Origin of the sequence: Nonomuraea sp. NPDC003709 (assembly GCF_040610775.1) — a bacterium.
GTDB classification, from domain to species: Bacteria; Actinomycetota; Actinomycetes; order Streptosporangiales; family Streptosporangiaceae; genus Nonomuraea; species Nonomuraea angiospora_A.
Genome location: NZ_JBEXMW010000019.1, coordinates 69,378 through 91,714, shown reverse-complemented (window position 1 = coordinate 91,714; position 22,337 = coordinate 69,378). Strand labels below are relative to the sequence as shown.

The 22,337-nt window shown below is 69.3% G+C and carries 25 protein-coding genes; 16 read left to right on the top strand and 9 right to left on the bottom strand.

The window, feature by feature from the left end:
* Nucleotides 1–8: 8 nt before the first annotated feature.
* Nucleotides 9–986, bottom strand: coding sequence for a radical SAM protein (locus ABZX61_RS44080; protein WP_355203515.1), 978 nt, complete (start codon nt 984–986; stop codon nt 9–11).
* 106 nt (nt 987–1,092) lie between these two features.
* Here ABZX61_RS44080 and ABZX61_RS44075 point away from each other — a divergent pair, with 106 nt between their 5' ends.
* From ABZX61_RS44075 to ABZX61_RS44015, 13 genes are all read left to right on the top strand, one after another.
* Complete coding sequence (locus ABZX61_RS44075) at nt 1,093–1,416, top strand: multidrug efflux SMR transporter (protein WP_350736343.1); 324 nt, start codon at nt 1,093–1,095, stop codon at nt 1,414–1,416.
* Complete coding sequence (locus ABZX61_RS44070) at nt 1,413–2,012, top strand: TetR family transcriptional regulator (RefSeq protein WP_355203512.1); 600 nt, start codon at nt 1,413–1,415, stop codon at nt 2,010–2,012. Before ABZX61_RS44075 ends, ABZX61_RS44070 begins: the two co-directional genes overlap by 4 nt.
* Nucleotides 2,013–2,032: 20 nt before the next feature.
* On the top strand, nt 2,033–2,587 hold the full coding sequence (locus ABZX61_RS44065) for a GNAT family N-acetyltransferase (RefSeq protein ID WP_355203509.1): 555 nt from the start codon (nt 2,033–2,035) through the stop codon (nt 2,585–2,587).
* The gene (locus ABZX61_RS44060; RefSeq protein WP_355203506.1) at nt 2,584–2,877 is read left to right on the top strand and encodes a DUF952 domain-containing protein; all 294 of its coding nucleotides are present in this window, start codon (nt 2,584–2,586) and stop codon (nt 2,875–2,877) included. The genes ABZX61_RS44065 and ABZX61_RS44060 overlap by 4 nt, the downstream gene beginning before the upstream one ends.
* Nucleotides 2,878–2,975: 98 nt before the next feature.
* Nucleotides 2,976–3,350, top strand: coding sequence for a nuclear transport factor 2 family protein (locus ABZX61_RS44055; protein ID WP_350736353.1), 375 nt, complete (start codon nt 2,976–2,978; stop codon nt 3,348–3,350).
* Between the two features lie 676 nt (nt 3,351–4,026).
* A complete protein-coding gene (locus ABZX61_RS44050; RefSeq protein ID WP_350736356.1) occupies nt 4,027–4,281 on the top strand; it encodes a hypothetical protein in 255 nt (84 codons plus the stop codon).
* Between the two features lie 521 nt (nt 4,282–4,802).
* Nucleotides 4,803–6,506: an enoyl-CoA hydratase-related protein gene (locus ABZX61_RS44045; RefSeq protein WP_355203503.1), complete on the top strand. Its 1,704-nt coding sequence runs from the start codon at nt 4,803–4,805 to the stop codon at nt 6,504–6,506.
* Between the two features lie 16 nt (nt 6,507–6,522).
* A complete protein-coding gene (locus ABZX61_RS44040; protein WP_350736361.1) occupies nt 6,523–8,052 on the top strand; it encodes a UDP-N-acetylglucosamine 1-carboxyvinyltransferase in 1,530 nt (509 codons plus the stop codon).
* 122 nt (nt 8,053–8,174) lie between these two features.
* Nucleotides 8,175–9,179 (top strand): tyrosine-type recombinase/integrase, encoded by a 1,005-nt coding sequence (locus tag ABZX61_RS44035; protein ID WP_350736364.1) that lies wholly within the window; start codon nt 8,175–8,177, stop codon nt 9,177–9,179.
* A 76-nt stretch (nt 9,180–9,255) separates the two neighbouring features.
* Nucleotides 9,256–9,507 (top strand): helix-turn-helix transcriptional regulator, encoded by a 252-nt coding sequence (locus ABZX61_RS44030; protein WP_355203499.1) that lies wholly within the window; start codon nt 9,256–9,258, stop codon nt 9,505–9,507.
* A gap of 134 nt (nt 9,508–9,641) precedes the next feature.
* A complete protein-coding gene (locus ABZX61_RS44025; RefSeq protein WP_355203496.1) occupies nt 9,642–10,589 on the top strand; it encodes an ATP-binding cassette domain-containing protein in 948 nt (315 codons plus the stop codon).
* Nucleotides 10,586–11,380 carry an ABC transporter permease gene (locus ABZX61_RS44020; protein WP_355203493.1) on the top strand — a complete coding sequence of 265 codons (795 nt, stop codon included), beginning with the start codon at nt 10,586–10,588 and terminating at the stop codon, nt 11,378–11,380. The genes ABZX61_RS44025 and ABZX61_RS44020 overlap by 4 nt, the downstream gene beginning before the upstream one ends.
* A 9-nt stretch (nt 11,381–11,389) precedes the next feature.
* Nucleotides 11,390–12,190 carry a MerR family transcriptional regulator gene (locus ABZX61_RS44015; RefSeq protein WP_355203490.1) on the top strand — a complete coding sequence of 267 codons (801 nt, stop codon included), beginning with the start codon at nt 11,390–11,392 and terminating at the stop codon, nt 12,188–12,190.
* Between the two features lie 319 nt (nt 12,191–12,509).
* On the opposite strand, the gene ABZX61_RS44010 is transcribed toward ABZX61_RS44015, so the two are convergent.
* Together ABZX61_RS44010 and ABZX61_RS44005 are read right to left on the bottom strand one after the other, a co-directional pair.
* Nucleotides 12,510–12,695, bottom strand: a complete 186-nt coding sequence (locus tag ABZX61_RS44010; RefSeq protein WP_355203487.1) for a hypothetical protein — start codon at nt 12,693–12,695, stop codon at nt 12,510–12,512.
* A 47-nt stretch (nt 12,696–12,742) separates the two neighbouring features.
* The gene (locus tag ABZX61_RS44005; protein WP_355203484.1) at nt 12,743–13,375 is read right to left on the bottom strand and encodes a TetR/AcrR family transcriptional regulator C-terminal domain-containing protein; all 633 of its coding nucleotides are present in this window, start codon (nt 13,373–13,375) and stop codon (nt 12,743–12,745) included.
* Between the two features lie 81 nt (nt 13,376–13,456).
* On the opposite strand from ABZX61_RS44005, the gene ABZX61_RS44000 reads away from it, so the two are divergent.
* The gene (locus ABZX61_RS44000) at nt 13,457–13,717 is read left to right on the top strand and encodes a hypothetical protein (RefSeq protein WP_355203481.1); all 261 of its coding nucleotides are present in this window, start codon (nt 13,457–13,459) and stop codon (nt 13,715–13,717) included.
* Nucleotides 13,714–14,673 carry a zinc-binding alcohol dehydrogenase family protein gene (locus ABZX61_RS43995; protein WP_355203478.1) on the top strand — a complete coding sequence of 320 codons (960 nt, stop codon included), beginning with the start codon at nt 13,714–13,716 and terminating at the stop codon, nt 14,671–14,673. The genes ABZX61_RS44000 and ABZX61_RS43995 overlap by 4 nt, the downstream gene beginning before the upstream one ends.
* 292 nt (nt 14,674–14,965) lie before the next feature.
* On the opposite strand, the gene ABZX61_RS43990 is transcribed toward ABZX61_RS43995, so the two are convergent.
* The 6 genes from ABZX61_RS43990 to ABZX61_RS43965 form a co-directional block, all read right to left on the bottom strand.
* On the bottom strand, nt 14,966–15,790 hold the full coding sequence (locus ABZX61_RS43990) for a hypothetical protein (RefSeq protein WP_355203475.1): 825 nt from the start codon (nt 15,788–15,790) through the stop codon (nt 14,966–14,968).
* A complete protein-coding gene (locus ABZX61_RS43985) occupies nt 15,787–16,638 on the bottom strand; it encodes a hypothetical protein (RefSeq protein ID WP_355203472.1) in 852 nt (283 codons plus the stop codon). Before ABZX61_RS43985 ends, ABZX61_RS43990 begins: the two co-directional genes overlap by 4 nt.
* A 328-nt stretch (nt 16,639–16,966) precedes the next feature.
* Complete coding sequence (locus tag ABZX61_RS43980) at nt 16,967–17,722, bottom strand: hypothetical protein (RefSeq protein WP_355203469.1); 756 nt, start codon at nt 17,720–17,722, stop codon at nt 16,967–16,969.
* 145 nt (nt 17,723–17,867) lie between these two features.
* Nucleotides 17,868–19,328 carry a class II fumarate hydratase gene (locus ABZX61_RS43975; protein WP_355203466.1) on the bottom strand — a complete coding sequence of 487 codons (1,461 nt, stop codon included), beginning with the start codon at nt 19,326–19,328 and terminating at the stop codon, nt 17,868–17,870.
* The gene (locus ABZX61_RS43970) at nt 19,325–21,061 is read right to left on the bottom strand and encodes an NAD-dependent malic enzyme (RefSeq protein WP_355203463.1); all 1,737 of its coding nucleotides are present in this window, start codon (nt 21,059–21,061) and stop codon (nt 19,325–19,327) included. Before ABZX61_RS43970 ends, ABZX61_RS43975 begins: the two co-directional genes overlap by 4 nt.
* Nucleotides 21,062–21,217: 156 nt before the next feature.
* Nucleotides 21,218–21,874 (bottom strand): DUF402 domain-containing protein, encoded by a 657-nt coding sequence (locus ABZX61_RS43965; RefSeq protein ID WP_355203460.1) that lies wholly within the window; start codon nt 21,872–21,874, stop codon nt 21,218–21,220.
* Nucleotides 21,875–21,978: 104 nt separating this feature from the next.
* On the opposite strand from ABZX61_RS43965, the gene ABZX61_RS43960 reads away from it, so the two are divergent.
* Complete coding sequence (locus ABZX61_RS43960) at nt 21,979–22,311, top strand: YnfA family protein (protein ID WP_350736405.1); 333 nt, start codon at nt 21,979–21,981, stop codon at nt 22,309–22,311.
* The last annotated feature ends 26 nt before the right edge of the window (nt 22,312–22,337 follow it).

The following is a 22,337-nucleotide window of genomic DNA, read 5'->3' as shown; positions in this document are numbered from 1 at the left end:
CGCCCGCCTCACACCAGCGCCAGCTGCGCCGCCCGCGGCCGCCGCGGCCCCGCCTCCGGCGCCCCGCACCCCATCCCGTACATCTGGCACAACTGCGCGATCTGCCCCGTGATCCGCCGCTCATAATCCGGCGACGGCATCCCCGCCCGGTCGTACAACTCCTCATAACGCTCCACCAACTGCGGATGCGCCCCCGCCAGCCACTCCCCATACCACGAGCGCGTCCCCGGCGGCAGCCGCAACACCACCGGCTCCACCGCCCGCGCCCCCACCGCCGCGATCCGCCGCACCGTGGCCCCCAGCTGATCGGCCGCGTCACTGAGCAACGGCAGCACCGGCGCCATCAGCACCCGGCACTCCACCCCGGCCTCCACCAGCGCCGACACCAGCTCCAGCCGCGCCTGCGCGGTCGGCGCACCCGGCTCCACCGCCCGCCGGATCCGCTCGTCCACGAACGCGATCGACACCGCCACCCGCGCCCCGGCCCGCGCCAGCAACCCCGCATCACGCAACACCAGCGCGCTCTTGGTGTAAACGGTGAACGGCACCGCCGCCTGCGACAGCGCCCCGATCACCCCCGGCATCAGCCGATACGTCTCCTCGGCCGCCTGATAACAGTCGCCGCTGACCCCCACCGCCAGCTCCTGACCGTCCCAGCGCACCAGCTCCGCCCGCAACCTGGCCACCGCGTTCGGCTTCACCACGATCCGCGTGTCGAAATCACGCCCCGCATCCAGCCCCAGCCGCCCATGACCCGCCCGGGCACCACAACCACGGCAGGCATGCGCACACCCACGATAGGGGGACAGGGCCCACTGCTGGGCGATGCCCGCGGTCTGTGGCACCCGCTCGATCATCGTGCGGGCCTGCAACTCGTAGAAACCGTCACGCACCACCGCACGCCGCTCGATCAGCGGACGCTCATCAGCGGCCTCGTCGACAAGCGCAAGCGCGTCCCAACCCACACCGACCAATGGAACACGCATTCGACAGCCTTTTCAAGCTGTTCCGCCAACCACACCGCCCCCGGACCGGATCCGGCACCCCAGATAAACTGGCACGCACGTACCACTTCACGTCTGGGGGACCCCCATGCCCTGGCTCCTGCTCGCCCTCGCCATCACCACAGAAGTCCTGGCCACCACCGCACTCAAACTCAGCAACGGCCTCACCCACCCCGGCTGGACCATCGCCGTCGCCGCCGGCTACATCACCTCCTTCACCCTCCTGGCCCAAGCCCTCAAACTCCACCTCGACATGGGCACCGCCTACGCCATCTGGGCCGGCGCCGGCACCGCCGCCATCGCCCTCATCGGCGCCGCATTCATGGGGGAGACCCTCACCCCAACCAAGATCGGCGGTATCCTCCTCATCATCGGCGGCGTCGTCACCCTCAACCTCGCAGGTGGCCATTGAACCCGGACCAGGACCCCACCCAAACAGGGGAGCGGCCCCCACCACACCCGCCCACCCAAGCACGCGGACGCCGCCGCCGCGCCACCCTCCTGACCTCCGCCGTCCACCTCCTCACCCAAGGCGGCTTCGCCGCCGTCACCCACCGAGCCGTCGCCCACCACGCCAACCTCCCCCTCGCCGCCACCACCTACTACTTCGCCTCCCGCGACCAACTCCTCGCCGAAGCCTTCGCCCAACTCGTCGAAACCGAACTCACCACCACCCGCACCTGGATCACCGACCACGGCCTCACCGCCCTCACCGACCAGATCGCCACCGCCGACCGCACCCGCCAACTCGGCCTCTGGGAGCTCTACGTCCACGCCGGCCGCGACCCCGTCCTCCAGCAGATCGCCCGCCGCTGGGCCGACGGCTGCATCCGCATCATCGCCGACACCCTCCACCTGCCCGAGACCGACACCCGCGTCCGCCTCCTCTACACCACCCTCAGCGCCCTCTGGCTCGAGCAAGTCGTCGAACAACGCCCCCTCGACGAAGCCCGCACCCTCCTCACCCTCGCCGTCAAAACCGCCGAAAACGCGTTGCCGCCCCCCTGACCCCTCCCTACACTTCCTCCGTGCTCAAACCCCACTACCCGATCACCACCGACCGCCTCCACCTCCGCCCCTTCACCCCCGACGACCTCGACGCCGTCCACGCCTACGAATCCCGCCCCGACGTCGCCCGCTACCTCTACTGGGAACCCCGCGACCGCGACGCCACCCAAACCTTCCTCGACAAAAGAGCCACCCGCACCGCCCTCCACGACGAAGGCGACGCCATCGACCTGGCCGTCACCCTGCGCCACACCGGCCAACTCATCGGCCAAACCCTGCTCATCTGGACCAGCAGACAACACCGCCAAGGCGAAATCGGCTACATCTTCCACCCCGACCACCACGGCCACGGCTACGCCCCGGAAGCCGCCCGCGAAATGCTCCGCCTCGGCTTCGACGACCTCGGCCTCCACCGCATCACCGGCCGCCTCGACGCCCGCAACACCGCCTCCGCCCGCGTCCTGGAAAAACTCCACATGCGCCGCGAAGCCACCCTCATCGACAACGAATACGTCAAAGGCGAATGGAGCAGCGAAACCATCTACGCCATCCTCCACTCCGAATGGACGCCATGAACCCCATCCACCACCTCGCCCTGCAAACCGACTGGGAAACCGCCCAGAAAGCGGGGGAGTACCGCATCTCCACCCTCGGCCACACCCTCGACGAGATCGGCTTCATCCACTGCAGCCGCGACCAGGCCCAACTACGCGGCGTCCACACCACCTTCTACGCCCACGTCACCGAACCCCTGCTCATCCTCGACATCGACCCCACAGGCCTCGACATCCGCCTCGAAAACGGCTTCCCCCACCTGTACGGGCCCCTGCCCATCACCGCCGTAACCGCCGTACACCCCTGGTGACACCACAGGAAAGCAGGACGGCCGCGGGGGAGCGGCCACTCACCCCAACCCGAGCCAAACCGGCCTCACAGCCGACCCCCCGCCCGCACAATGGGCCCATGGACCCCCGAACCGCCGCCCAACGCTTTGCCGACACCTGGCAACACGGCTGGACCCACCACGACACCGCCGCCATCATCGCCCTCTACCGCGACGACGCCGTCCACACCAGCATGCCCTTCCGCCCCCCACACCAGGGCAGACAAGCCATCGCCGACTACATCCAATGGTCATTCGCCGGCGAAACCGACCCCCACGTCACCTTCGCCGACCCCATCGTCGACGGCGACACGGCCGCCATCGAATTCCGGGTCCACGCCCACGACAACGGCCGCCCCATCACCCTCGCAGGCTGCGTCTTCGCCCGCTTCGACCCCGACGGCCTCGCCACCGAGACCCGCGACTACTGGCACACCACCGACGGCCACTCATAACCCCGACAACACCACACCCGGCCCGCACGACCGCTCACCCCGCACCCCCGCACGGGCAAAGAACACACCGAAACGATCAGCGCACCACCCGCAGCGGCGTCCGCACCGGCATCTGCACAGGAGCCACCGGCGCCGGAGCCGGCTCCGGACGCGCCATCTGCTGCGTCTGCTGCTGCATCTGCTGTTGGGCCTGCTCCTCGGCACGCCGCTCCGCGCACCCACCCGCGCAATAACCGTTCGTCAGAATGAGACGACCCCGCAGCGCCGTGTACGCCTCCTTACCCGTCGCAGGCACGACCCCCTGACACACCGGGCATAACACCGACTGGCTCCCCACGTGCTGCTCCTCTCGCGGCGCGAATAGCAGGACTTCCAGCTTAAAACCACACCTCGCGCCAAGGACAGCGAATCGACAGAACGTCAAACTCTCCGTAAGTGCCCAGGGGAGCCCGCCACACCACCGCACCGAACCCCAAAACCCCCGCTCAACCCCCGAAACCGCCCCCCGCCACACCACCGGGGCCACCGCCGCGCAGCCGGGAAAAAAATCCCAGCAGACCCACCGGTCCCACCCGCCGAGGGGAGCAGCGGGCCCCTCCCGAAAGCGGCTACTTGACATAATGTTCATTATCAAGCAAACGGCATGAACCGTCCGAGCGCGGGCAGACGCTTTAACATGCCTGCCCTGGAGATCACAACCCCCGGTCTCGTCGCACTCACAGGCGTGATCACCGCCCTGGCCATCTGGCTGATCATCCTGGCCGCCCGGCTCACCAGGAACCCGCGCAACCGGCCCGGCGTCAGCATGGACATGGTTGATCAAGCTCGTGAGCTCAAGTCGCTCGGCCAGATCCAGGAAGCCGTGTTCTTCGTACGCGGTGAGACCGGCATGAGCCAGCGGGCGGCCGCCCGCTTCGTCAACCGCCTCTGACCCCCTCCCGGCCCCGATCTCGACATTTACTCCCATACCGAACAGAAGCTGAATTCTGTTTGGTATGGGATATAAAGCAGCAAACGGCGCTTAAAGGGCGTAAGCGCCCGGACGGGCCATCCCCGCGCCGGTCCCTGCCCGCTTGCCGGCGGCCGAGGCCGTGTGGCGCGCGAGACTGCCGGGGGTTTGGGACTGTTGCGGGTTCACGCGAGGGCCCCTTGTGCGGGCCGCTCCCCCGGGGTTGGAGCTCCGGGATGGGGGTTTCGGCTCGGGCGTCACGCACGGTCGCGTTCCCACCACAGGTGGATGTTTCGGGCAAAGTAGGTCAATTAGGGCTGGTCAGGGCGGGTTTTTGTCCGGAACTGTCACCACCAGTCGACGATTCGTGTCAGCATCAAAGGCATGTATGGGCCATATGGGGCTGTCTTAAATGCATGGGGCCGAAGGGAACGCCCCTCCCGCTGAGCAGTCCCCCGCCCCCGAACCCGTGTCGTTCCCCTTGCCTGGAAAGAAGTCCCCCGTTGCGTATCTTGCTGCTGTGCTCCTCGTTCAACGGCCTGACCCAGCGTTGCTGGCTGGAGCTGCGCCGGGCCGGTCATGACGTCGGTGTCGAGCTGGCCGTGTCGGAGCAGGCGATGGTGGAGGCGGCCGAGCTGGCCAAGCCGGATCTGGTGATCTGCCCGTTCTTGAAGGAGCGGGTGCCTGAGCGGCTGTGGCAGGCGCATCGTACGGTGATCATTCACCCGGGTCCTCCTGGGGACCGGGGGCCGTCGTCGCTGGACTGGGCGATTTTGGAGGCCGAGCCCGAGTGGGGGGTGACGGCGTTGCAGGCGGTGGAGGAGATGGACGCGGGTCCGATCTGGGGTTTCCGGACGTTCGCGATGCCGTCGGAGGCGCCGCGTAAGTCGGCGTTGTACAACGGGCTGGTGGCGGATGCGGCGGTGGAGTTGGTGGCGGAGGTGGCGGCCAAGGCGGCGGATCCGTCGTTCGTGCCGGCTCCGTTGGATTACCGGTCGCCGGAGGTGCGGGGGCGGTTGCGGCGGGCGATGCGGCACTCCGATCGGGAGTTCTCGTGGGAGGAGTCGACGGAGGAGATCGTTCGGCGGGTGCGGGCGGCTGATGGTGCGCCTGGTGGGCGGTCGGTGTTGTGTGAGGTGCCGGTGCGGGTGTTCGACGTGTATCGGGGTCCGGAGCTGGGTGGGCGGCCGGGTGAGGTGGTGGCGCGGCGTGAGGGCGCGGTGCTGGTGAACACCGGTGATGGTTCGGTGTGGGTGGGGCATGTGCGGTTGGAGCAGGAGGGGTCGATCAAGCTTCCGGCGGCGTTGGCGTTGGGTGATCGGGTGGCTTCGGCTCCGGAGCGTTCGGGGTACAGCGAGATCACGTACGACCGCAGTGATGGTGTGGGGGTGGTGAGTTTCGACTTCTACAACGGGGCGATGTCGTCGGATCAGTGCCGGAGGTTGGCGTCGGCGTTGCGGTATGCGGTGGCGCAGGACACGAAGGTGCTGGTGGTTCGGGGTGGGGAGACGTTCTCCAACGGTATTCATCTGAATGTGATCGAGGCGTCGCGTCAGCCGGAGCTGGAGGCGTGGATGAACATCAATGCGATCAACGGGGTGTGCCGGGAGATCGTGGGGTGTACGAGTCAGCTGGTGGTGACGTCGATCGGGGGGAATGCGGGTGCCGGTGGGGTGATGATGGGTCTGGGGGCGGACCGGGTGATCATCCGGGATTCGGTGGTGTTGAATCCGCATTATCGGACGATGGGGTTGTTCGGGAGTGAGTTCTGGACGTATGTGCTGCCGCGGCGGGTGGGGGCGGAGACGGCGCGGCGGTTGACGCGGCAGGCGTTGCCGGTGGGTGCTGCCGAGGCGGTGGAGTTGGGGTTGGCGGATCGGATGCTGGGGGGTTCGCGGTTGGACTTCGAGCGGCGGGTGCTGGAGTACGCGGAGCGGTTGGCGGTGGATTCGGGTTATGATCGGCTGCTTGCGGGTCGGCGGCAGGTTCGGGAAGTGGATGAGCGGCGTAGGCCGTTGGACGCGTACCGGGCTGAGGAGCTGGCGGAGATGAGCCGGGACATGTTCGACGATCGGCATGAGTTCCGGGCGGCGCGGCGGGGGTTCGTGCATAAGGTGCGGGCGCAGGCGACTCCGGAGCATTTGGTGCGTCTTGGTGGGTTGTCCGGCGCGTCGGCGTCTGCTGAGGCTGGGGCATCTCATATGTGAGATATGGTCTCGTGTTGTGTCAGATGATTACCTTGTACGGATCGGCCGGTTGATCCGGGATGCGCGCCAGCATCGTGGTTGGACGCAGCTGCAGCTGGCGGATGCTCTGGCGACGTCGCAGAGCGCGGTCAACCGGATCGAGCGCGGCAACCAGAACATCAGTCTTGAGATGATCGCCCGGATCGGTGAGGCGCTCGACAGTGAGATCGTCTCGCTGGGGTATGCGGGGCCGATGCATCTGCGGGTGGTGGGCGGTCGCCGGCTGTCGGGCAGCATCGACGTCAAGACGTCGAAGAACGCGTGCGTGGCGTTGTTGTGCGCGTCGTTGCTGAATTCGGGACGGACGATCCTGCGCAAGGTGGCGCGGATCGAGGAGGTCTACCGGATCCTGGAGGTGCTGGCCTCGATCGGGGTGCGGGCCCGGTGGATCAACGAGGGCAGCGATCTGGAGATCGTTCCTCCGGCCCGGCTGGAGCTGGAGGCGATGGACACGGAGGCGGCGCGCCGTACCAGGAGCGTGATCATGTTCCTGGGGCCGCTGATGCACCGTACGGAGCAGTTCCAGATCCCCTATGCGGGGGGCTGTGATCTGGGGACGCGTACGGTGCAGCCGCACATGTCGGCGCTGAAGCATTTCGGGCTGGACATCACGGCGACGGGCGGCTTCTATCACGCGCGGGTGGATCGGGGGGCGGCGCCGTCGCGGCCGATCGTGTTGACCGAGCGGGGTGACACGGTGACGGAGAACGCGCTGCTGGCGGCGGCGCGGCACGACGGGGTGACGGTGATCCGTAACGCCTCCTCCAACTACATGGTGCAGGATCTGTGCTTCTTCCTGGAGCAGCTCGGGGTGCGCGTGGAGGGGGTGGGGACGACGACGTTGACGGTGCACGGCCTGCCGGAGATCGAGCGGGATGTCGACTACTCCCCCTCTGAGGATCCGGTGGAGGCGATGAGCCTGCTGGCGGCGGCGGTGGTGACGTCGTCGGAGCTGACGATCTGCCGGGTGCCGGTGGAGTTCCTGGAGATCGAGCTGGCGGTGCTCGAGGAGATGGGCCTCGATTGTGATCGGGGGCGGGAGTACGCGGCGGCCAACGGTCGTACGCGGCTGGTGGATCTGACGGTGCGGCCGTCGAAGCTGGTCTCCCCCATCGACAAGATCCATCCGATGCCGTTCCCTGGGCTGAACATCGACAATGTGCCGTTCTTCGCGGCGATCGCGGCTTCGGCGCAGGGGTCGACGTTGATCCATGACTGGGTCTACGACAATCGGGCGATCTATCTGACGGAGCTGACGCGGCTGGGGGCGTCGGTGAAGTTGCTGGATCCGCATCGGGTGCTGGTGGAGGGTCCGACGCGGTGGCGCAGCGCGGAGATGATGTGCCCGCCGGCGTTGCGGCCGGCGGTGGTGGTGCTGCTGGCGATGATGGCGGCGGAGGGCACGTCGGTGTTGCGGAACGTGTACGTGATCAACCGCGGGTATGAGGATCTGGCGGAGCGGCTGAACGCTCTGGGGGCGCGGATCGAGACCTTCCGCGACATCTAGGGCGTCGGTCCCGGGCGGGCGCCTCTGCCTGTGTCGAGGTGCCCGCCCGGGGCGGTGTTTCTGTCGGTGCCTGCCGCTACCGTCGTGCTTGGTTCGTCGTGGCGCGAGGGAAGGGGTGGCCGGTGCGGCCTGCGGAGCTCGACCGGTTGACGGTGGCGGAGGCGGGTGACCGCTATGTGGAGCTGGTGCGGGCGCGGACGGTGACGGGGGCGTTGTCGTCGTCGACGGCCGAGGTGTATGCGCGGGATGTGGCGACGCTGGTGGAGCTGGCCGGCGCGGATGCGGTGCTGGACGATCTGACGGGCGCGGATGTGGATGCGCTGCTGCTGGCGTTCGCCCGGCGGCCGGATGGGCGGCTGCGTACTCCGAGCGGGGGGCAGTCGCCGTCGTCTCAGGCGCGGTTTCGGCGGTCGATCTCGGCGTTGTTCAAGCATGCGACGCTGGCGGGCTGGGTGCAGATCAATCCGATGACGGCCTCGACGGTGACGTCGAAGGAGCGTGGGGGGTTGCGGCCGCAGCGGCGGGCGTTGACGCGGGAGCAGGCGCAGGGGCTGATCGGGGCGGCGCGGACGTTGGGGGATGTTCCCCCGCCGGAGGGCAAGCGGCGTGATCAGCGTACGGAGTTGCGTGATGCGGTGATCGTGCTGTTGCTGGCGACGATGGGGCCGCGGGTGTCGGAGTTGGTGCGGGCGAATGTGGAGGATTTCTTCACCAACGACGGGGTGCGGTATTGGCGGATCTTCGGCAAGGGCGGGCGGACGCGGGATGTGCCGTTGCCGGATGATGTGGCGGCGGTGTTGCAGGAGTATCTGGCGCGGGGGCGGCCGGCGGCGGCGGAGAAGGCGTTGCTGTTGTCGTGGCGGGGGCGGCGGCTGGCGCGGGGTGATGTGCAGGCGGTGATCGATCGGGTGCAGCAGCGGGTGGATCCTGATCAGCGGCGTTCGGTGACGCCGCATGGGTTGCGGCATACGACGGCGACGCATTTGCTGGCCGATGCGGTGGACATGGATGCGGTGCGGCGGGTGCTGGGGCACAGCGATCTGGCGACGTTGGGGCGGTATCGGGATGAGCTGCCGGGTGAGCTGGAGGTGGCGATGCGTGCTCATCCGTTGTTGCGGGGCCGCTGAGGGTGGGGGCGCTCCCCCGGTCCGCGGGGTGGATAACTATCCCGGTATTTGTATCCCTGGGTATAGAGTGGGTGTCATGGTACGACCTCCGCTGACTCTCGAGGAGCGGCTGCGTGGCGAGCAGCTGGGCTCGGTGCTGCGCCGGGCCCGTGGCGAGCGCAGCATCGTCGAGGTGGCCGCTGCGGCGGGGATGTCGGCCGAGACCCTTCGCAAGATCGAGACCGGCCGGATCGCCACGCCTGCGTTCTTCACGATCGCCGCCCTGGCCGATGTGCTCGGCATCTCGCTCGATCACCTGGCCACGCGCTCCACTCCTGCCGCCACCTGACCTGCCGTCCCGGCCGGGACGATGGTGGTGCTCTCCCCTGCCGTGCCCGCATGCCTGCGGCGGTGCCGCCTGCGCGGAGGTCGCGCGGCGGCGGTTTGACCCTGACGCAGGGTCAATCTCTCAGCATGGTCGGCATGACCACGAAAACCAGTGCGATCGAGGTGGCCGGGCTGCGCAAGGCGTACGGCGACCTCGAGGTGATCGCCGGAGTCGACCTGAGCGTTCCCGCGGGCACCGTCTATGCCCTGCTCGGCCCCAACGGGGCCGGTAAGACCACCACAGTGCGGATCCTGTCCACGTTGCTGCCCGCGGATGCCGGGCAGGCCCGGGTGGCCGGGTACGACGTGCGCCGCGAGGCCGAGCGGGTGCGCGCGTCGATCGGGGTGACCGGGCAGTTCTCGGCCGTGGACGAGTTGCTGACCGGGCGGGAGAATCTGCGGCTGATGGCCGCCCTGGGGCATCTGGACCGGCGGCGGGCCGAGAGTGTGGTGGGGCGGTTGCTGGAGCGCTTCGATCTGGTGGGTGCCGCCGACCGGCGCGCGGTGACGTACTCGGGCGGCATGAAGCGGCGGCTGGACCTGGCGATGACCCTGGTGGCCGGGCCGCGGCTGATCTTTCTCGACGAACCGACCACCGGCCTGGACCCGCGTAGCCGCCGCGACCTGTGGGGCATCGTGCGGGAGCTGGTGGCCGGCGGGGTCACCGTCTTCCTCACCACCCAGTACCTGGAGGAGGCCGACCAGCTGGCCGACCGGATCGGGGTGCTGGACGGGGGCCGGCTGGTCGCCGAGGGCAGCGCGGCCGAGCTGAAGCGGCTGGTCCCCGGCGGTCACATCGAGCTGCAGGTCGCCGACGGCGAGCGGGTGGCGGAGCTGGCGCGCCGGCTGCCGGGAGCGGTCCCGGACGCCGGGGCGCTCACCGTGACCGTGCCGCACGACGGCAGTCTGGCCGCGCTGCGGCGGCTGCTGGACGGGATCGGGGACGACGGCGCGGTCACCGGGCTGGCCGTGCGGACCCCGGATCTGGACGACGTGTTCCTGGCCCTCACCGGCCGCCCCGCCGCCGAGGAGGTGCCGGCATGAGCGGCGTCGGCTATGCCGTGCGTGACTCGGCGACCATGCTGCGGCGCAACCTGAAGCGTATGGCCCGCTACCCATCGATGACGCTGATGCTGGTCGGCCAGCCGCTGCTGTTCCTGCTGCTGTTCGTCTACGTCTTCGGCGGCACCATGGGCGCCGGTCTGCCGGGGGCTTCGGCGGGGGGTCGCGGCGACTATCTGACGTTCATCACGCCCGGGATCTTGATGATGACGGTGGCGAGCGTGTCCATCGGGACGGCGGTCCTGGTCGCCACCGACATGACGAACGGGATCATCGACCGGTTCCGGACGATGGCCATCGCCAAGGTCTCGGTGCTCACCGGTCACGTGCTGGGCGCGATGATCCAGACGGCGTTCGCGCTCGTGGTGGTCGTGGGGGTGGCGTTCCTGATCGGTCTGGACAGCGGCGCGTCGGTGATGCAGTGGTCGGGCCTGGCCGCTCTGCTGGCGCTGGTGTCGTTGGCGATGACGTGGTTCGCCGTGGCGCTGGGGCTGGCCAGTCCGGACCCGGAGACCGCGAGCAACCTGCCGACGATCTTCGTGTTGCTGCCGTTCGTGGGCAGCGGGTTCGTACCGGTCGCGTCGATGCCGTCGGGGTTGCGGTGGTTCGCCGAGCATCAGCCGTTCACGCCGATCATGGACGCCTTCCGCGGTCTGCTGGCCGGGTCGCCGGCGGGGCCGGAGGTGCTGTGGGCCGTGGGCTGGTGCGCGGTGATCGGGTCGGCCGGCTATGCGTGGTCGCGGCGCCTCTACCGGACCCGCGCCGCGCGCTAGGAGACTGGGATGATGCTGACCATCGGCGAGCTGGCGTCGTATGCCGGGGTGACGGTGCGCGCGGTGCGGCACTATCACGCCAAGGGGTTGCTGCCGGAGCCGGAGCGGGACCATTCCGGTTATCGCCGGTACGACGCCGGCGCCGTGGTCGAGCTGATCAAGATCCGGACGCTCGCCGGGGCGGGGGTGCCGCTGGCGCGGGTGCGGGAGCTGCTGCGGGCCGATGAGGAGGAGTTCGCGGCGGCGGTCGCGGACATCGACCGGCGGCTGCGGGCGGAGATCCGGGAGCGGCAGCGGCTGCGGGAGCGGATCGCCCGGCTCGCCGCCGGGGACCAGCTGGTGCTGCCGCCGGAGGTGGTGGAGTTTCTCGACCGGCTGCGGGTGCTCGGGGTGGATGAGCGGATCGTGGAGGTCGAGCGTGACGGCTGGATCCCGCTGGCGGCGCACTCCCCCGCGCGGGTGGCGGAGTGGGTGGCGCGCAAGCGGGAGCAGCTCGCCGACCCGCAGCTCGTCGACTTCTATCTCACCTTGGGCCGGGCTCTGGACTGGAGCGCCGGGGACCCGAGGCTGGCCGAGCTGGCCGACGAGCTGGCCGCCTACATCACGCGGATGGCCGAGGAGCAGGGTGAGGACTACGTGGACGTGGCGGGGGTCGAGCCGCCGTTCGTCCAGTTGATGGACGATCTGGCGTTCGACTCGGCGCCGCCGGCCCGCCGGCTGATCGAGCTGCTGAAGGAGCGCGGCTGGACGGGCTGGACCCGGCTCGAGCGCGTGGACCCACCACCCCGAGAGGGGCGGCGTTCCCGGTGACGGCGGGCGGGCTCCCGCGGAGGTCCCGGTTCTGGAGTTCGTGTTCCTGCCGGGGCCGTGGGGGCGCCGGCGTACCGGCCGGAGAGGATGCTGCTGCCGTCGGCCGTGCGGTGGGTGGCGCGCATGCTCGCGCCGAGGAGCGGCGGCGCGGTGCCCGCTCTGGCGCCGCCGTTCGCCTCGCCGACGGAGCATGCGCATGACGGTGGCTGGGGCGGGGTGCGGGCCCCTCTTGGCGCTCTGGGTGCTGATCAGGCGGGAGGCGATCTCGCGCATGCTGAGGTCTTGGTCGCGCAGGTGCAGGGGCATGGACAGCATGGCCTCATCGGTGACGGTGGCGCCGCCGATGGCCTTGCGCCGGGGTCGGCACGTTGAGCACCTTGGCCAGGGACGGCACGAGCCGGAACCGGGCGGTGTGGTACCGGGCGGCCACCTTGCCCCGGCCGATCCGGCAGGGCGGTCCGGCGGGGGCGGCGCAGGAGGACATCGGGCAGTCGAAGGCTTCCACGCGGGAAAGGTCGTCGTCGCTCACTCGCTTGCGGAGCGGCTGACTGGTCAGGACGTGGGGCCGGACTGCGCGGCAGGACCGTGGATGATCTGTTCCAGGCAGTCGCGGAACAGGTCGTCGACGGTGCGGCCGTCCTGGAAGTACTCTGTCACGCCGGCCATCACGGTGGGGTACGCCGTGGCGTAGGCGGCCATGTCGAAGCCGTCCAGGGCGTCCGCGTCGGGGCGGCCGGCCTGTTCCTCCAGGACGTAGCCGACGGTGAAGCGCAACACCGTCAACACGATCAGGCGAGCCTGCCGCAGGGGAATGCCCCGCCCGACCAGTGTGCTCATCGCCAGTTCGGAGATGGCGGCCATCTTGAGTGACAGCTGGGAGGCCGCGATGATCCGGGCTCCGTCCGGGTGGGCCAGCAGCGCGCGGCGCAGCCGCTCGGCCAGGCCGATCAGCCAGTCCTGCCAGCGCTCCTCCGTCGCGGGCGACGCCAGTTCGGGGAACTGCTGCTCGAGAATCGCCTCGGCGATCGCGGTGACCAGCGCCGCCTTGTTCGGGATGTGCCAGTAAAGGGTCGGCGACTGTACGCCGAGCCGGGCGGCCAGTTTGCGCGTGGTCACGCCGTCGAGACCCTCGGCGTCCAGTAGTGCGACGGCCTCGGTGACGATCCGCTGCTTGTCCAAAGCCAATTCCGGCACCTCCCTTCCGGAGTCTATCAGTGATAGAGTTCTCTATCGGTGATAGAGACTCGCGCGCCAGAGGAGGCAACGATGAGACACCGGCACTCGCTTCGCGACCTGCTGCACTGGGCGACCCATCGCATACCGGGGGTTCCCGCGCACATCGAGCAGCCGGCCGGGCACCAGGGCCAGGCCCGCCACGTCCATGGGTGGCGGCGCTCGCTCACGCACCACCGTTCCCACCACCGTTCGCACCACCACGGGTTCAACCACTCTCCGGCCCGTCCGCCTCGCGTCCTGGCGGCGTGGCAGACGCGGATCGCCCGCTTGTTCGGGCAGGAGCTGGGATGAAGGCAGCGGTGCTCCACGAGGCCGGCGGCATCCCGCGCTATGAGGACTTCCCCGATCCGGTGGCCGGCGACGGCGAGGTGATCATCGATGTCAAGGCGGTCGCCGTCGAGAACGTCGACAAGGCGATCGCGGCCGGTACGCACTACGCCAGCGAGAAGTACATCGGCCGACTTCCGGTGATCCCTGCCTTCGACGGCATCGGCGCCCTCCCGGACGGCACGCTCGTCGGGTTCGGCAACATCCGCCTGCCCTACGGCGCGCTCGCCGAGAAGACCGTCGTGCCCCAGGGCTCCTACATGCCGATCCCCGACGGCATCGACCCGGCCGTGGTAGCGGTGATGGCCTCGGCCGTCACCGCGATGTCGATGAAGACGGCCGCGGGGTTCGTTCCCGGGGAGACGGTGCTGGTGCAGGGCGCCACCGGGGTCGCCGGGCGGCTCGCGGTCAAGGTGGCCCGGCTGCTGGGCGCCGACCGGATCGTGGCCACCGGCCGCGACGACAACCAGTTGCGCGAGGTGCAGGCCATCGGAGCCGACACAGTGATCAACACCGCGGTCTCCGACGAGGCGCTGGCGCAGGCGTATCTCGACGCCAGAGGGGACGGCTACGACGTCGTCGTGGACTACCTGTGGGGCAGGCCCAGCGAGATCCTGCTGCGCGCCCTGGTGCCGCGGTCGTTCGCGTTCGGCAAGCCGACCCGGGTGGTCCAGATCGGCGAGTCGGTCGGCACCGAGGTCGCCATCGCCGGGTCGAGCCTGCGCACCTCCGGCGTGGAGATCTACGGCGCGGCCAAGGGCCTCGACCCGCAGACCATGGACGAGGTGTACCAGCAGGTCGTGACGTGGACGCGGTCCGGCGAGCTCACCTTCGAGGTGGAGAAGGTCCCGCTGAGCGACATCGCGACCGCCTGGCAGCGAACCGACCTCAAAGGCAGGCGACTCGTCGTGATGCCATGACAGGCCCGCGCCCACGACACACCAGCGGTGATCATCGGTCAGCGTTCCGTCGCCGTCCCCGCCCACGACGTCGACGGAACCGTCTCCGAGCGGCGGTGCCTGGCCCCAGCGGCCGCAGGCCACGATCCGGGACCCCACGAGGCGATCACCTAGCGGCCCTGGGCGGCCGGGATGGGGGGTGACCCGGCAGAGAGACAGCCGGGCCACGTCCTCTTCCCTTCATCAGCACGCCTTGTGCCCGCTGCCCGGACGGGCTTCGGGCAGCGGGCACAAGGCGTCAGTTGATGGGCCGTCAGGTCCGGGCCGTTCGCTCCGCGTTGACCGCCTGGACGGCCTCGTGGATGTGCTGCCTGCTCCCCGGGTCGAGCACGGCCTGGGCGAGAAGGGTGTCGGTGGCGTCGCGCCGCGTCGCATCGGCGGGAATGTCCAAATACGCCAGCACCACCTCCTGATCGTCGAGGTAAGGCAGCAAGGGCCAGGCGTACGGGGTCGCACTCGTACCTTCTGCCGCGCCCAGGACGGCCTCGTCCGCGACGCCCCGCAGCGCCATCGCGGCCTTGAGACAGCAGCGTTTCGCCTGGTCGATGATCTGCGCCAGGCGGTTGAGCGCGGGCACCGTGGCGCGCCCGGCGTTGTTCTGCTGGGCGCGCGCGGAGGGGTCGAAGTTCGCGCGCAGGTCCTCGCATTCGAGTTGCAGGTCCTCCAGGGTCCTGATGATGGAGTCCAGCCGCCGGCTGACGTCGGCGTGCCGCTTGGTCCTGGCGTCGGTCTGCGGTGGTGACGTGGCGAGGTCCTGGCAGGAGTCGTACGCCTGGCTCAGCGCGGTGACGGCCTGCGGCATCGCCGCGCTCACCCTTTTGACGGGCGCGGAGGCGTCGGCGTCCGGGAAGCCGTTCAGGGTGCCCAGGCATTCGCCGGCGTCACGCAGATGGGCCAGCGCCCAGGCCAGCGGTTCGGCGCCGGCCTGCTCGGGCAGCGGGTCACGCCGGGCGCCGCGGCGATAGACGGCGTCCAGGCCGCTGTGCCCGGCGGCGGTCACCCAGCCCCTGGACAGGTCGAGCTTGCTGCGCAGCCTGCCGCGTACAGCATCGGCGATGGCCACCGGGTCGCCGGTCACTTCTGCTCCTTTTCCGCTTCTTCTGCGTGCTTGTTCATCCGGTCCTCGAACAGCGGGTCGTCCCGATCCCTGTTCCAGATGGGCAGGTCGACCATCATGTCGTGCAGTTCGTTGAAGGTTTGCTGGGTGAAGGGCAGGTCGTTCACCGCCGCGAGGTCGGCGACCAGCACGGGAAGCTGGACCTCGCCCAGCTCGGTCGGTGCGACGACGTCGGCCGCTATCTCGAAGAGCTTGCGAGCGCCGTCGTAGAGCTCAGGGACGACCTCGGTGTCCTCAGACTCATCGGATCTCTGCTCGTGGGCCGTCACGAGTTGCCGGTCCAGGCCGCGCCCGTACATTTCTTTCAAGGTCCACAGAAGCTGCCCGGGAGGCACCCGGGGGCCGAGCCTGGCCACGTGGATGAGCCAATATTTCACGGCGGAGTACAGGGCCTTTTCCCGTTCCGTCCGGCGGTCGAAGATCGCCTCGAACAGATCAACGGCGTTCCCGGGGGCGGCGGGCCTGGTCTGAGTCGACGCCAGGGAGGGCGGCGGGATCCGTAAGCTCCTGCCGGGGCCCGCCGAGGCGGGGTTGAACACGAAGTCGGCCACCTTGACCAGAAAAGAGCTGTTCGTCGCGGCCAGCTCGAAGAGGTCATTCATATCGAGAAAAGGCAGAAGATGTGACTCGGACACATCCCTGAGCGACATCAGTTCCGCCAGGGTGCTCGGCGGCGGTGCGTTCACAGGCAGTGCGTCCCGCTTGGTTTTGACCAGGGCGCGGATGGGCTCGCTCTGCTCGCCTGTCGCCTTTTTGGTCCTCTTGGGGGACGGGCTCCGGCTTCCCCGTTTCTGGTTGCCTCTCTTCATGCGGACCAATGTCGTAGGGCGTCCCGGTGGCGCCTACTAGCCGGCCCGCCAGTTTCGCGGACCGGGCGCGGCCGATTCCGGACACGTCGCCGGACGGGGACGGTCAGCGCTCGGACGGACCCGGACGGAAGCCGGAACTGGGGTCCAGTCAGATGGTGCGCACCTCCACCTCGTCGGTGATCCGGACGTAACGGGTGGTGGTGTTCGGCCCGAGGAGACGGTGCGTATGGGTCCGGTCGGCTGGCGTATGAAGGCATGTTGCATCGATGGCGGACCCGATGTCGGCGCTGGGGGCCGGCCTGGTCAGCGGGCGACCTCACCGAGCACTTCACAGACTCTGGGCCCAGCGGCGAAGCTCGGTGGCGGCCTCGTCGGGGGCAAGGGAGCCGCGTTCCAGGTGAACCTCCTGAAGATGCCGGATCGCGGCCCCCACCAGCGGGGACGACGGGATGCCGAGCACCTCCATCACCGCCCTGCCGTCGAGTACGACGGGGACATCGTCACGCCTGACGTACCTGTCACGTTCGGCGGCGGCGCGGGCATCGGCCTCCTCCTTCGCACGGCGCGCCGCCTCCCAGGCGTCGTAGTCGGCGGCGTCCAGGGCACGCACGCCCGCCCGGCGCCACCCCTCCATGTCGCGCTCCTGCCCGAAGCCGACCGCGTCGAAGAGGTCCAGCGCAGCCGTCCCGACCGCTCCGAGGCGCGCGAGCACGGCGTTGATCGGCCAGTCCTCGCAAGGCCCCGCAGTCGCAGGGATCCAGGCGTGCTCGGGACCCCAGGTCTGACGGCCGTTCTCCCACAGGGCAGCGGCCTGGCTGCCGTCACCACCCCAGAAGTCCGCCTCCACGTAAGCGACTCGACCGCCGCGTGACCAGTCCTCCAGCCTCTCGGCGAACGCCGGGGACATCCACCTGAACGGCCCGGCCTCCTGCCGTACGTCGGTCAGCTCGTCGAAAACCTCGTCGCTAACCGGCAGCAGCCCCAAGCGTTGCCGAAGCGGCACCACCACAGCCCGCGGCACGTCATCCGACAGGAACCGGAGATGGTCGAAGTCACCGACAACACCGCGCAGATCGTACGACATGCCCGCACCCTAGATCGGGCAGCGGCCTAGAATCAGCACATTTCATAGTTCGGACGCCGCAGTGTCGACCATCTTCAACAGGCGTGCACGGCTCAGTGCGGCCGGAGCGATGTCGTTCTTCAGCGTCGTTCTTCAGCGTCGTTCTTCAGTGCCGGGTGCCGCCGTCAGGGCTGGGGACGCCGGGTCGGGTGAGGCGTTCGGGATCGACGATCTTGTCGTAGAGGTCCGCTGAGATGCCGCATTGGAGCGCCGCTTCCTTGAGCGGCAGGCCCTTGTCGAGGGCGTGGTGGGCGATGTGGGCGGCCCGGTCGTAGCCGACGACGGGGCTGAGCGCGGTCACCATCATGATCGAGTGTTCGATGTTGTGGTGCAGCGTCTCGGTGTTCAGCCGGGCCCCTTCGACCAGGTAGGTGCGGAAGTGGTCCATCATGTCGGCCAGGATGCGCGCCGAGTGCAGCACGTTCCTGATGATGACGGGGCGGAAGGCGTTCAGCTCGAAGTTGCCCTCGCCGCCGGCCATCGAGACTGCGGTGTCGTTGCCGGCCACCTGGATGGCGACCATCAGCATGGCTTCGGCCTGGGTCGGGTTGACCTTGCCCGGCATGATCGACGAGCCCGGCTCGTTGGCCGGCAGGATCAGCTCGCGCAGGCCGGTACGGGGTCCGGAACCCAGCCAGCGCAGGTCGTTGGCGAACTTGAACAGCGGCGCGGTCAGGGTGCGCAGCGCCGCCGAGGCGCGAACCAGGTCGTCGCAGGAGGCCTGGGCGGCGAACTTGTTGGGCGCGCTGACGAAGGGCCGCCCGGTGAGCTCGGCGATCTGCGCGGCCACCTGTTCGCCGAACTGCGGCGGGGCGTTCAGGCCGGTGCCGACCGCGGTGCCGCCGACGGCCAGCCGGTACAGGCCGGTACGGGTGCGTTCGAGGTGGTCGATGGCGTCGCCGAGCTGGGCGGCGTAGCCGGACCATTCCTGACCGACGGTCAGCGGGGTGGCGTCTTCCAGATGGGTGCGCCCGATCTTGACCACGTGCGCCCATTCCCGGCTTTTGCTCTCGGCGCTGTCGCGCAGCCTGGCGGCGGCCGGCAGCACGTGGTCGTCGATGGCCTCGGCGGCGGCGATGTGCATGGCGGTGATGAAGGTGTCGTTGGACGACTGGCCCATGTTCACGTGATCGTTCGGGTGGATCGGATCCTTGCTGCCCAGCCGCCCGCCGACGAGCTGGATCGCCCGGTTGGAGATCACCTCGTTGACGTTCATGTTGGATTGGGTGCCCGAGCCGGTCTGCCACACGTACAGCGGGAACTCGCCGTCCAGGTCGCCGCGGATGACCTCGTCGGCGACGCGGCTGATCAGGTCGGCCTGCCACCGGGGCAGGCGGCCCGCGCGGGCGTTGACGATCGCGGCGGCCTTCTTGATGTAGCCGTAGGCGTGGTAGACGGCTTTGGGCATGCGGTCGTCGCCGATGTCGAAGTGGATCAGCGACCGTTGGGTCTGGGCGCCCCAGTAGTGCCCGGCCGGGACCTCGATCTCGCCGAGCGAGTCGCTTTCCGTCCGGGTGCCGCTCTCATGCAGCCCGATCGGCACGTCCCGGACCCGTGGCGTGCTCATCGCCCGTTCCCGCGGATCGCGCGGTAGGCCGGCTGCCACATCGCCTCGTGGACCTGCTGCACCGTGTCGCGCAGCGTGATGCGGGCCAGGTGCTCCTCGGCCGCCCGGTTGGCGACGGCCACGGCCACCGTGGCCGAGACCTCGCGCAGATTGTCCACCTGGGGCAGCAGCGAGGCTCCCGGGGCCGAGACGTCGACCATGCCGGCGACGGCTTCGGCGGCCGCCTGCAGCATGCCGGAGCTGACCCGGCGGGCTCGCGAGACCACCACGCCCAGCCCCAGCCCTGGATACAGCAGGGCGTTGTTGGCCTGGGCGATGACGTAGGTGACGGTCTTGTGGGTGATCGGCTCGACCGGGATGCCGGTGGCGATCAAGGCGCGGCCGCCGGTCCAGCGGATCAGGTCGGCGGGCATCGCCTCGATGCGTTCGGTCGGGTTGGAGATCGGGAAGATGATCGGGCGGTCCACGCCGGCCGCCATGGTGCGCACGATCTTCTCGGTGAACGCGCCGTGAGCGGTGGAGGTGCCCAGCAGCATGGTCGGCTTGACCCGCTCGACGACCTCGGCCAGCGAAATGCCATGCCCGCCTCGGGCCCAGTCGGCCACCTCGTCCCTTGGGCGGGCGTAGGGCTGCTGGAAGTCACGCAGGTCGGTCATGTCGTCGACCAGCAGACCCTGCTTGTCGATCGGCCAGATCCGCCGGATGGCCTCCTCGCGGTCCAGGCCGTCGCGGATCATCGCATCACGCAGTTGGTCGGCGTTGCCGATGCCGGCGGTTCCGGCGCCGAAGATGACGATCCGCTGGTCCCGCATCGGCGTTCTCGACACTTTGACGGCGCTGAGCATGGCGGCCAGCACGATGGCGCCGGTGCCCTGCATGTCGTCGTTGAAGGTGCAGATGCGCTCGGTGTACTTCTCCAGGATCCGCCGGGCGTTGGAGGGGCCGAAGTCCTCCCAGTGCACCATGGCGCCGGGGAACATCCGGGTGGCCGTGGTGACGTAGGCGTCGATGAAGGCGTCGTAGCGCCGCCCCCGCACGCGCGAGTGCCGGTTGCCGACGTAGGCGGGGTCGTTCAGCAGTGCCTCGTTGTCGGTGCCGACGTCGAGGGCGACCGGGATGACGCGGGCGGGGTCGATGCCCGCGGCGGCGGTGTAGACGGCCAGTTTGCCGGCCGCGATGCCGGCCCCGCCGCCCACTCCCCAGTCGCCGATGCCCAGGATCTCCTCGGCGTCGGAGGCCACGATGAGATCGACGTCGTCCGGGCCCAGCTGGAGGCTCTGGAACGCCCGTTCGATCCCGTCCACGTCGTCGATCGACAGGTACACCCCTCGCGGGCGGCGGTACTCGTGGCTGTAGGTGCGGATCGCCTCGGCCACCGTGGGGTCGTAGACGATGGGCAGCATCTCGCGCAGGTGGTCGCTCAGCAGCCGGTAGTAGAGCACTTCGTTGCGGTCGCGCAGCGCTTCCAGGTAGACGTTCTTGAGCAGGTTCGTCTGCTGCCGCCCGTACTGTACGTACGTGCGGCGTACCTGCTCCTCCAGCGTCTCGACCGCCGGTGGGAGCAGGCCCTGGAGGAGCAGCTCGGCCCGCTCCTGTGGGGAGAACGCGGTGCCCTTGTTCAGCAGCGGCTCCCGCAGCACCGCGAGCCCGCGCAGGGACGTCACGAAGCTCCCGTCCGGCTGCTCGGCGAACATCAGGCTCGGCAGATCCGGTTTCCTCTTGCCTGGCGACATGGTCGTCCCCCTCCTGAGCGTCCGGGACGAAGGCTGCCATCCCCTCTCTGGCCTTCCCCTGCCACGGGGGTGGATGCCGGGCTGAAGTCAGGACCATCCCCTATGTAGGCAAATGACCCATTGTGGACGCGCAGGATGTAGCCCCCGCCGGGGCTCTCAGAGGGTCTCGAGGGCGTCGCCGGGGAGCGTCGGCGTCTGCCACAGCTCGTGGGCCGGGGGCGACCAGTCGCAGGCGAAGGGGCCCTGCCGGGTCTCGACGAGTCCGACGACCTCGTCACGGGCCGCGGTGACGTGCCGGTGCACCCGGTCGTCGATGAGCCCGAGCCGTCTGCCGTGCCGGTATTCGTCTTCGTCCTTCCACCGGTGCCGGGACAGGTCGGGTTCGACGATCAGGTCGAGCAGGAGGTCGAAGGTGTCGATGCCCAGGCGGGTGCGCTGTTTGGGCAGGTCGAAGTCGATGTACCAGGTCAGCGGGCGGTGGTCGGCGTCGAAGAACTGGCGGACGGTGAAGTGTTTGTCGATGCCGTACCAGCTGCGCACGACGGTGCCCCGCCAGGTCCACCAGCCGAGCTCCCACCGGCCCGAGGCCAGCTCGTCGATGGTCTGCTCGCGGCGGCTGCCGCCGTTGAGGAAGGAGGTGATCCAGGTGGTCGAGGCGAGGCTCTTCAGCCCTGGCCAGCCGGCCACCACGAAGTACTCGTCGGTGTCCTGGAGGACCCGGTACGGCGCGGCCGTCCACACCTTGCCGTTCCAGACGTGGCGGCGTACCGCCGTGGCGCCCTCGTCGAAGCGGGTGTTCCCGTCGGCTGTCATGCGTTCGATCATGTCGGCTCCGGCGAGGGCCTGTCACGATCTTGGTGGTGGAGCGGGTGAGCCCCGTGTGCGTGGCGCGGGTGGGGGCTGGTGCAATGGCGGGCATGAGTGTGGTGCGTTCGCTGGTGTTGTTCGTGTTGGCCGCCCTGTTCGAGATCGGCGGCGCGTGGCTGGTGTGGCAGGGGGTGCGGGAGCAGCGTGGGCTGGTGTGGGCGGGCGCGGGGGTGATCGCGCTGGGCCTGTACGGGTTCGTGGCCACGTTGCAGCCGGATGCGCATTTCGGGCGGATTCTGGCCGCGTACGGCGGGGTGTTCGTGGCGGGGTCGCTGCTGTGGGGTGTGGTGGCCGACGGGTTCCGGCCGGATCGGTGGGATGTCGTGGGGGCGCTGGTGTGCCTGGTGGGCGTCTTGGTGATCATGTACGCGCCCCGCGGCTGACGGGTCCCCGGCGGCCGGGTCCGGGC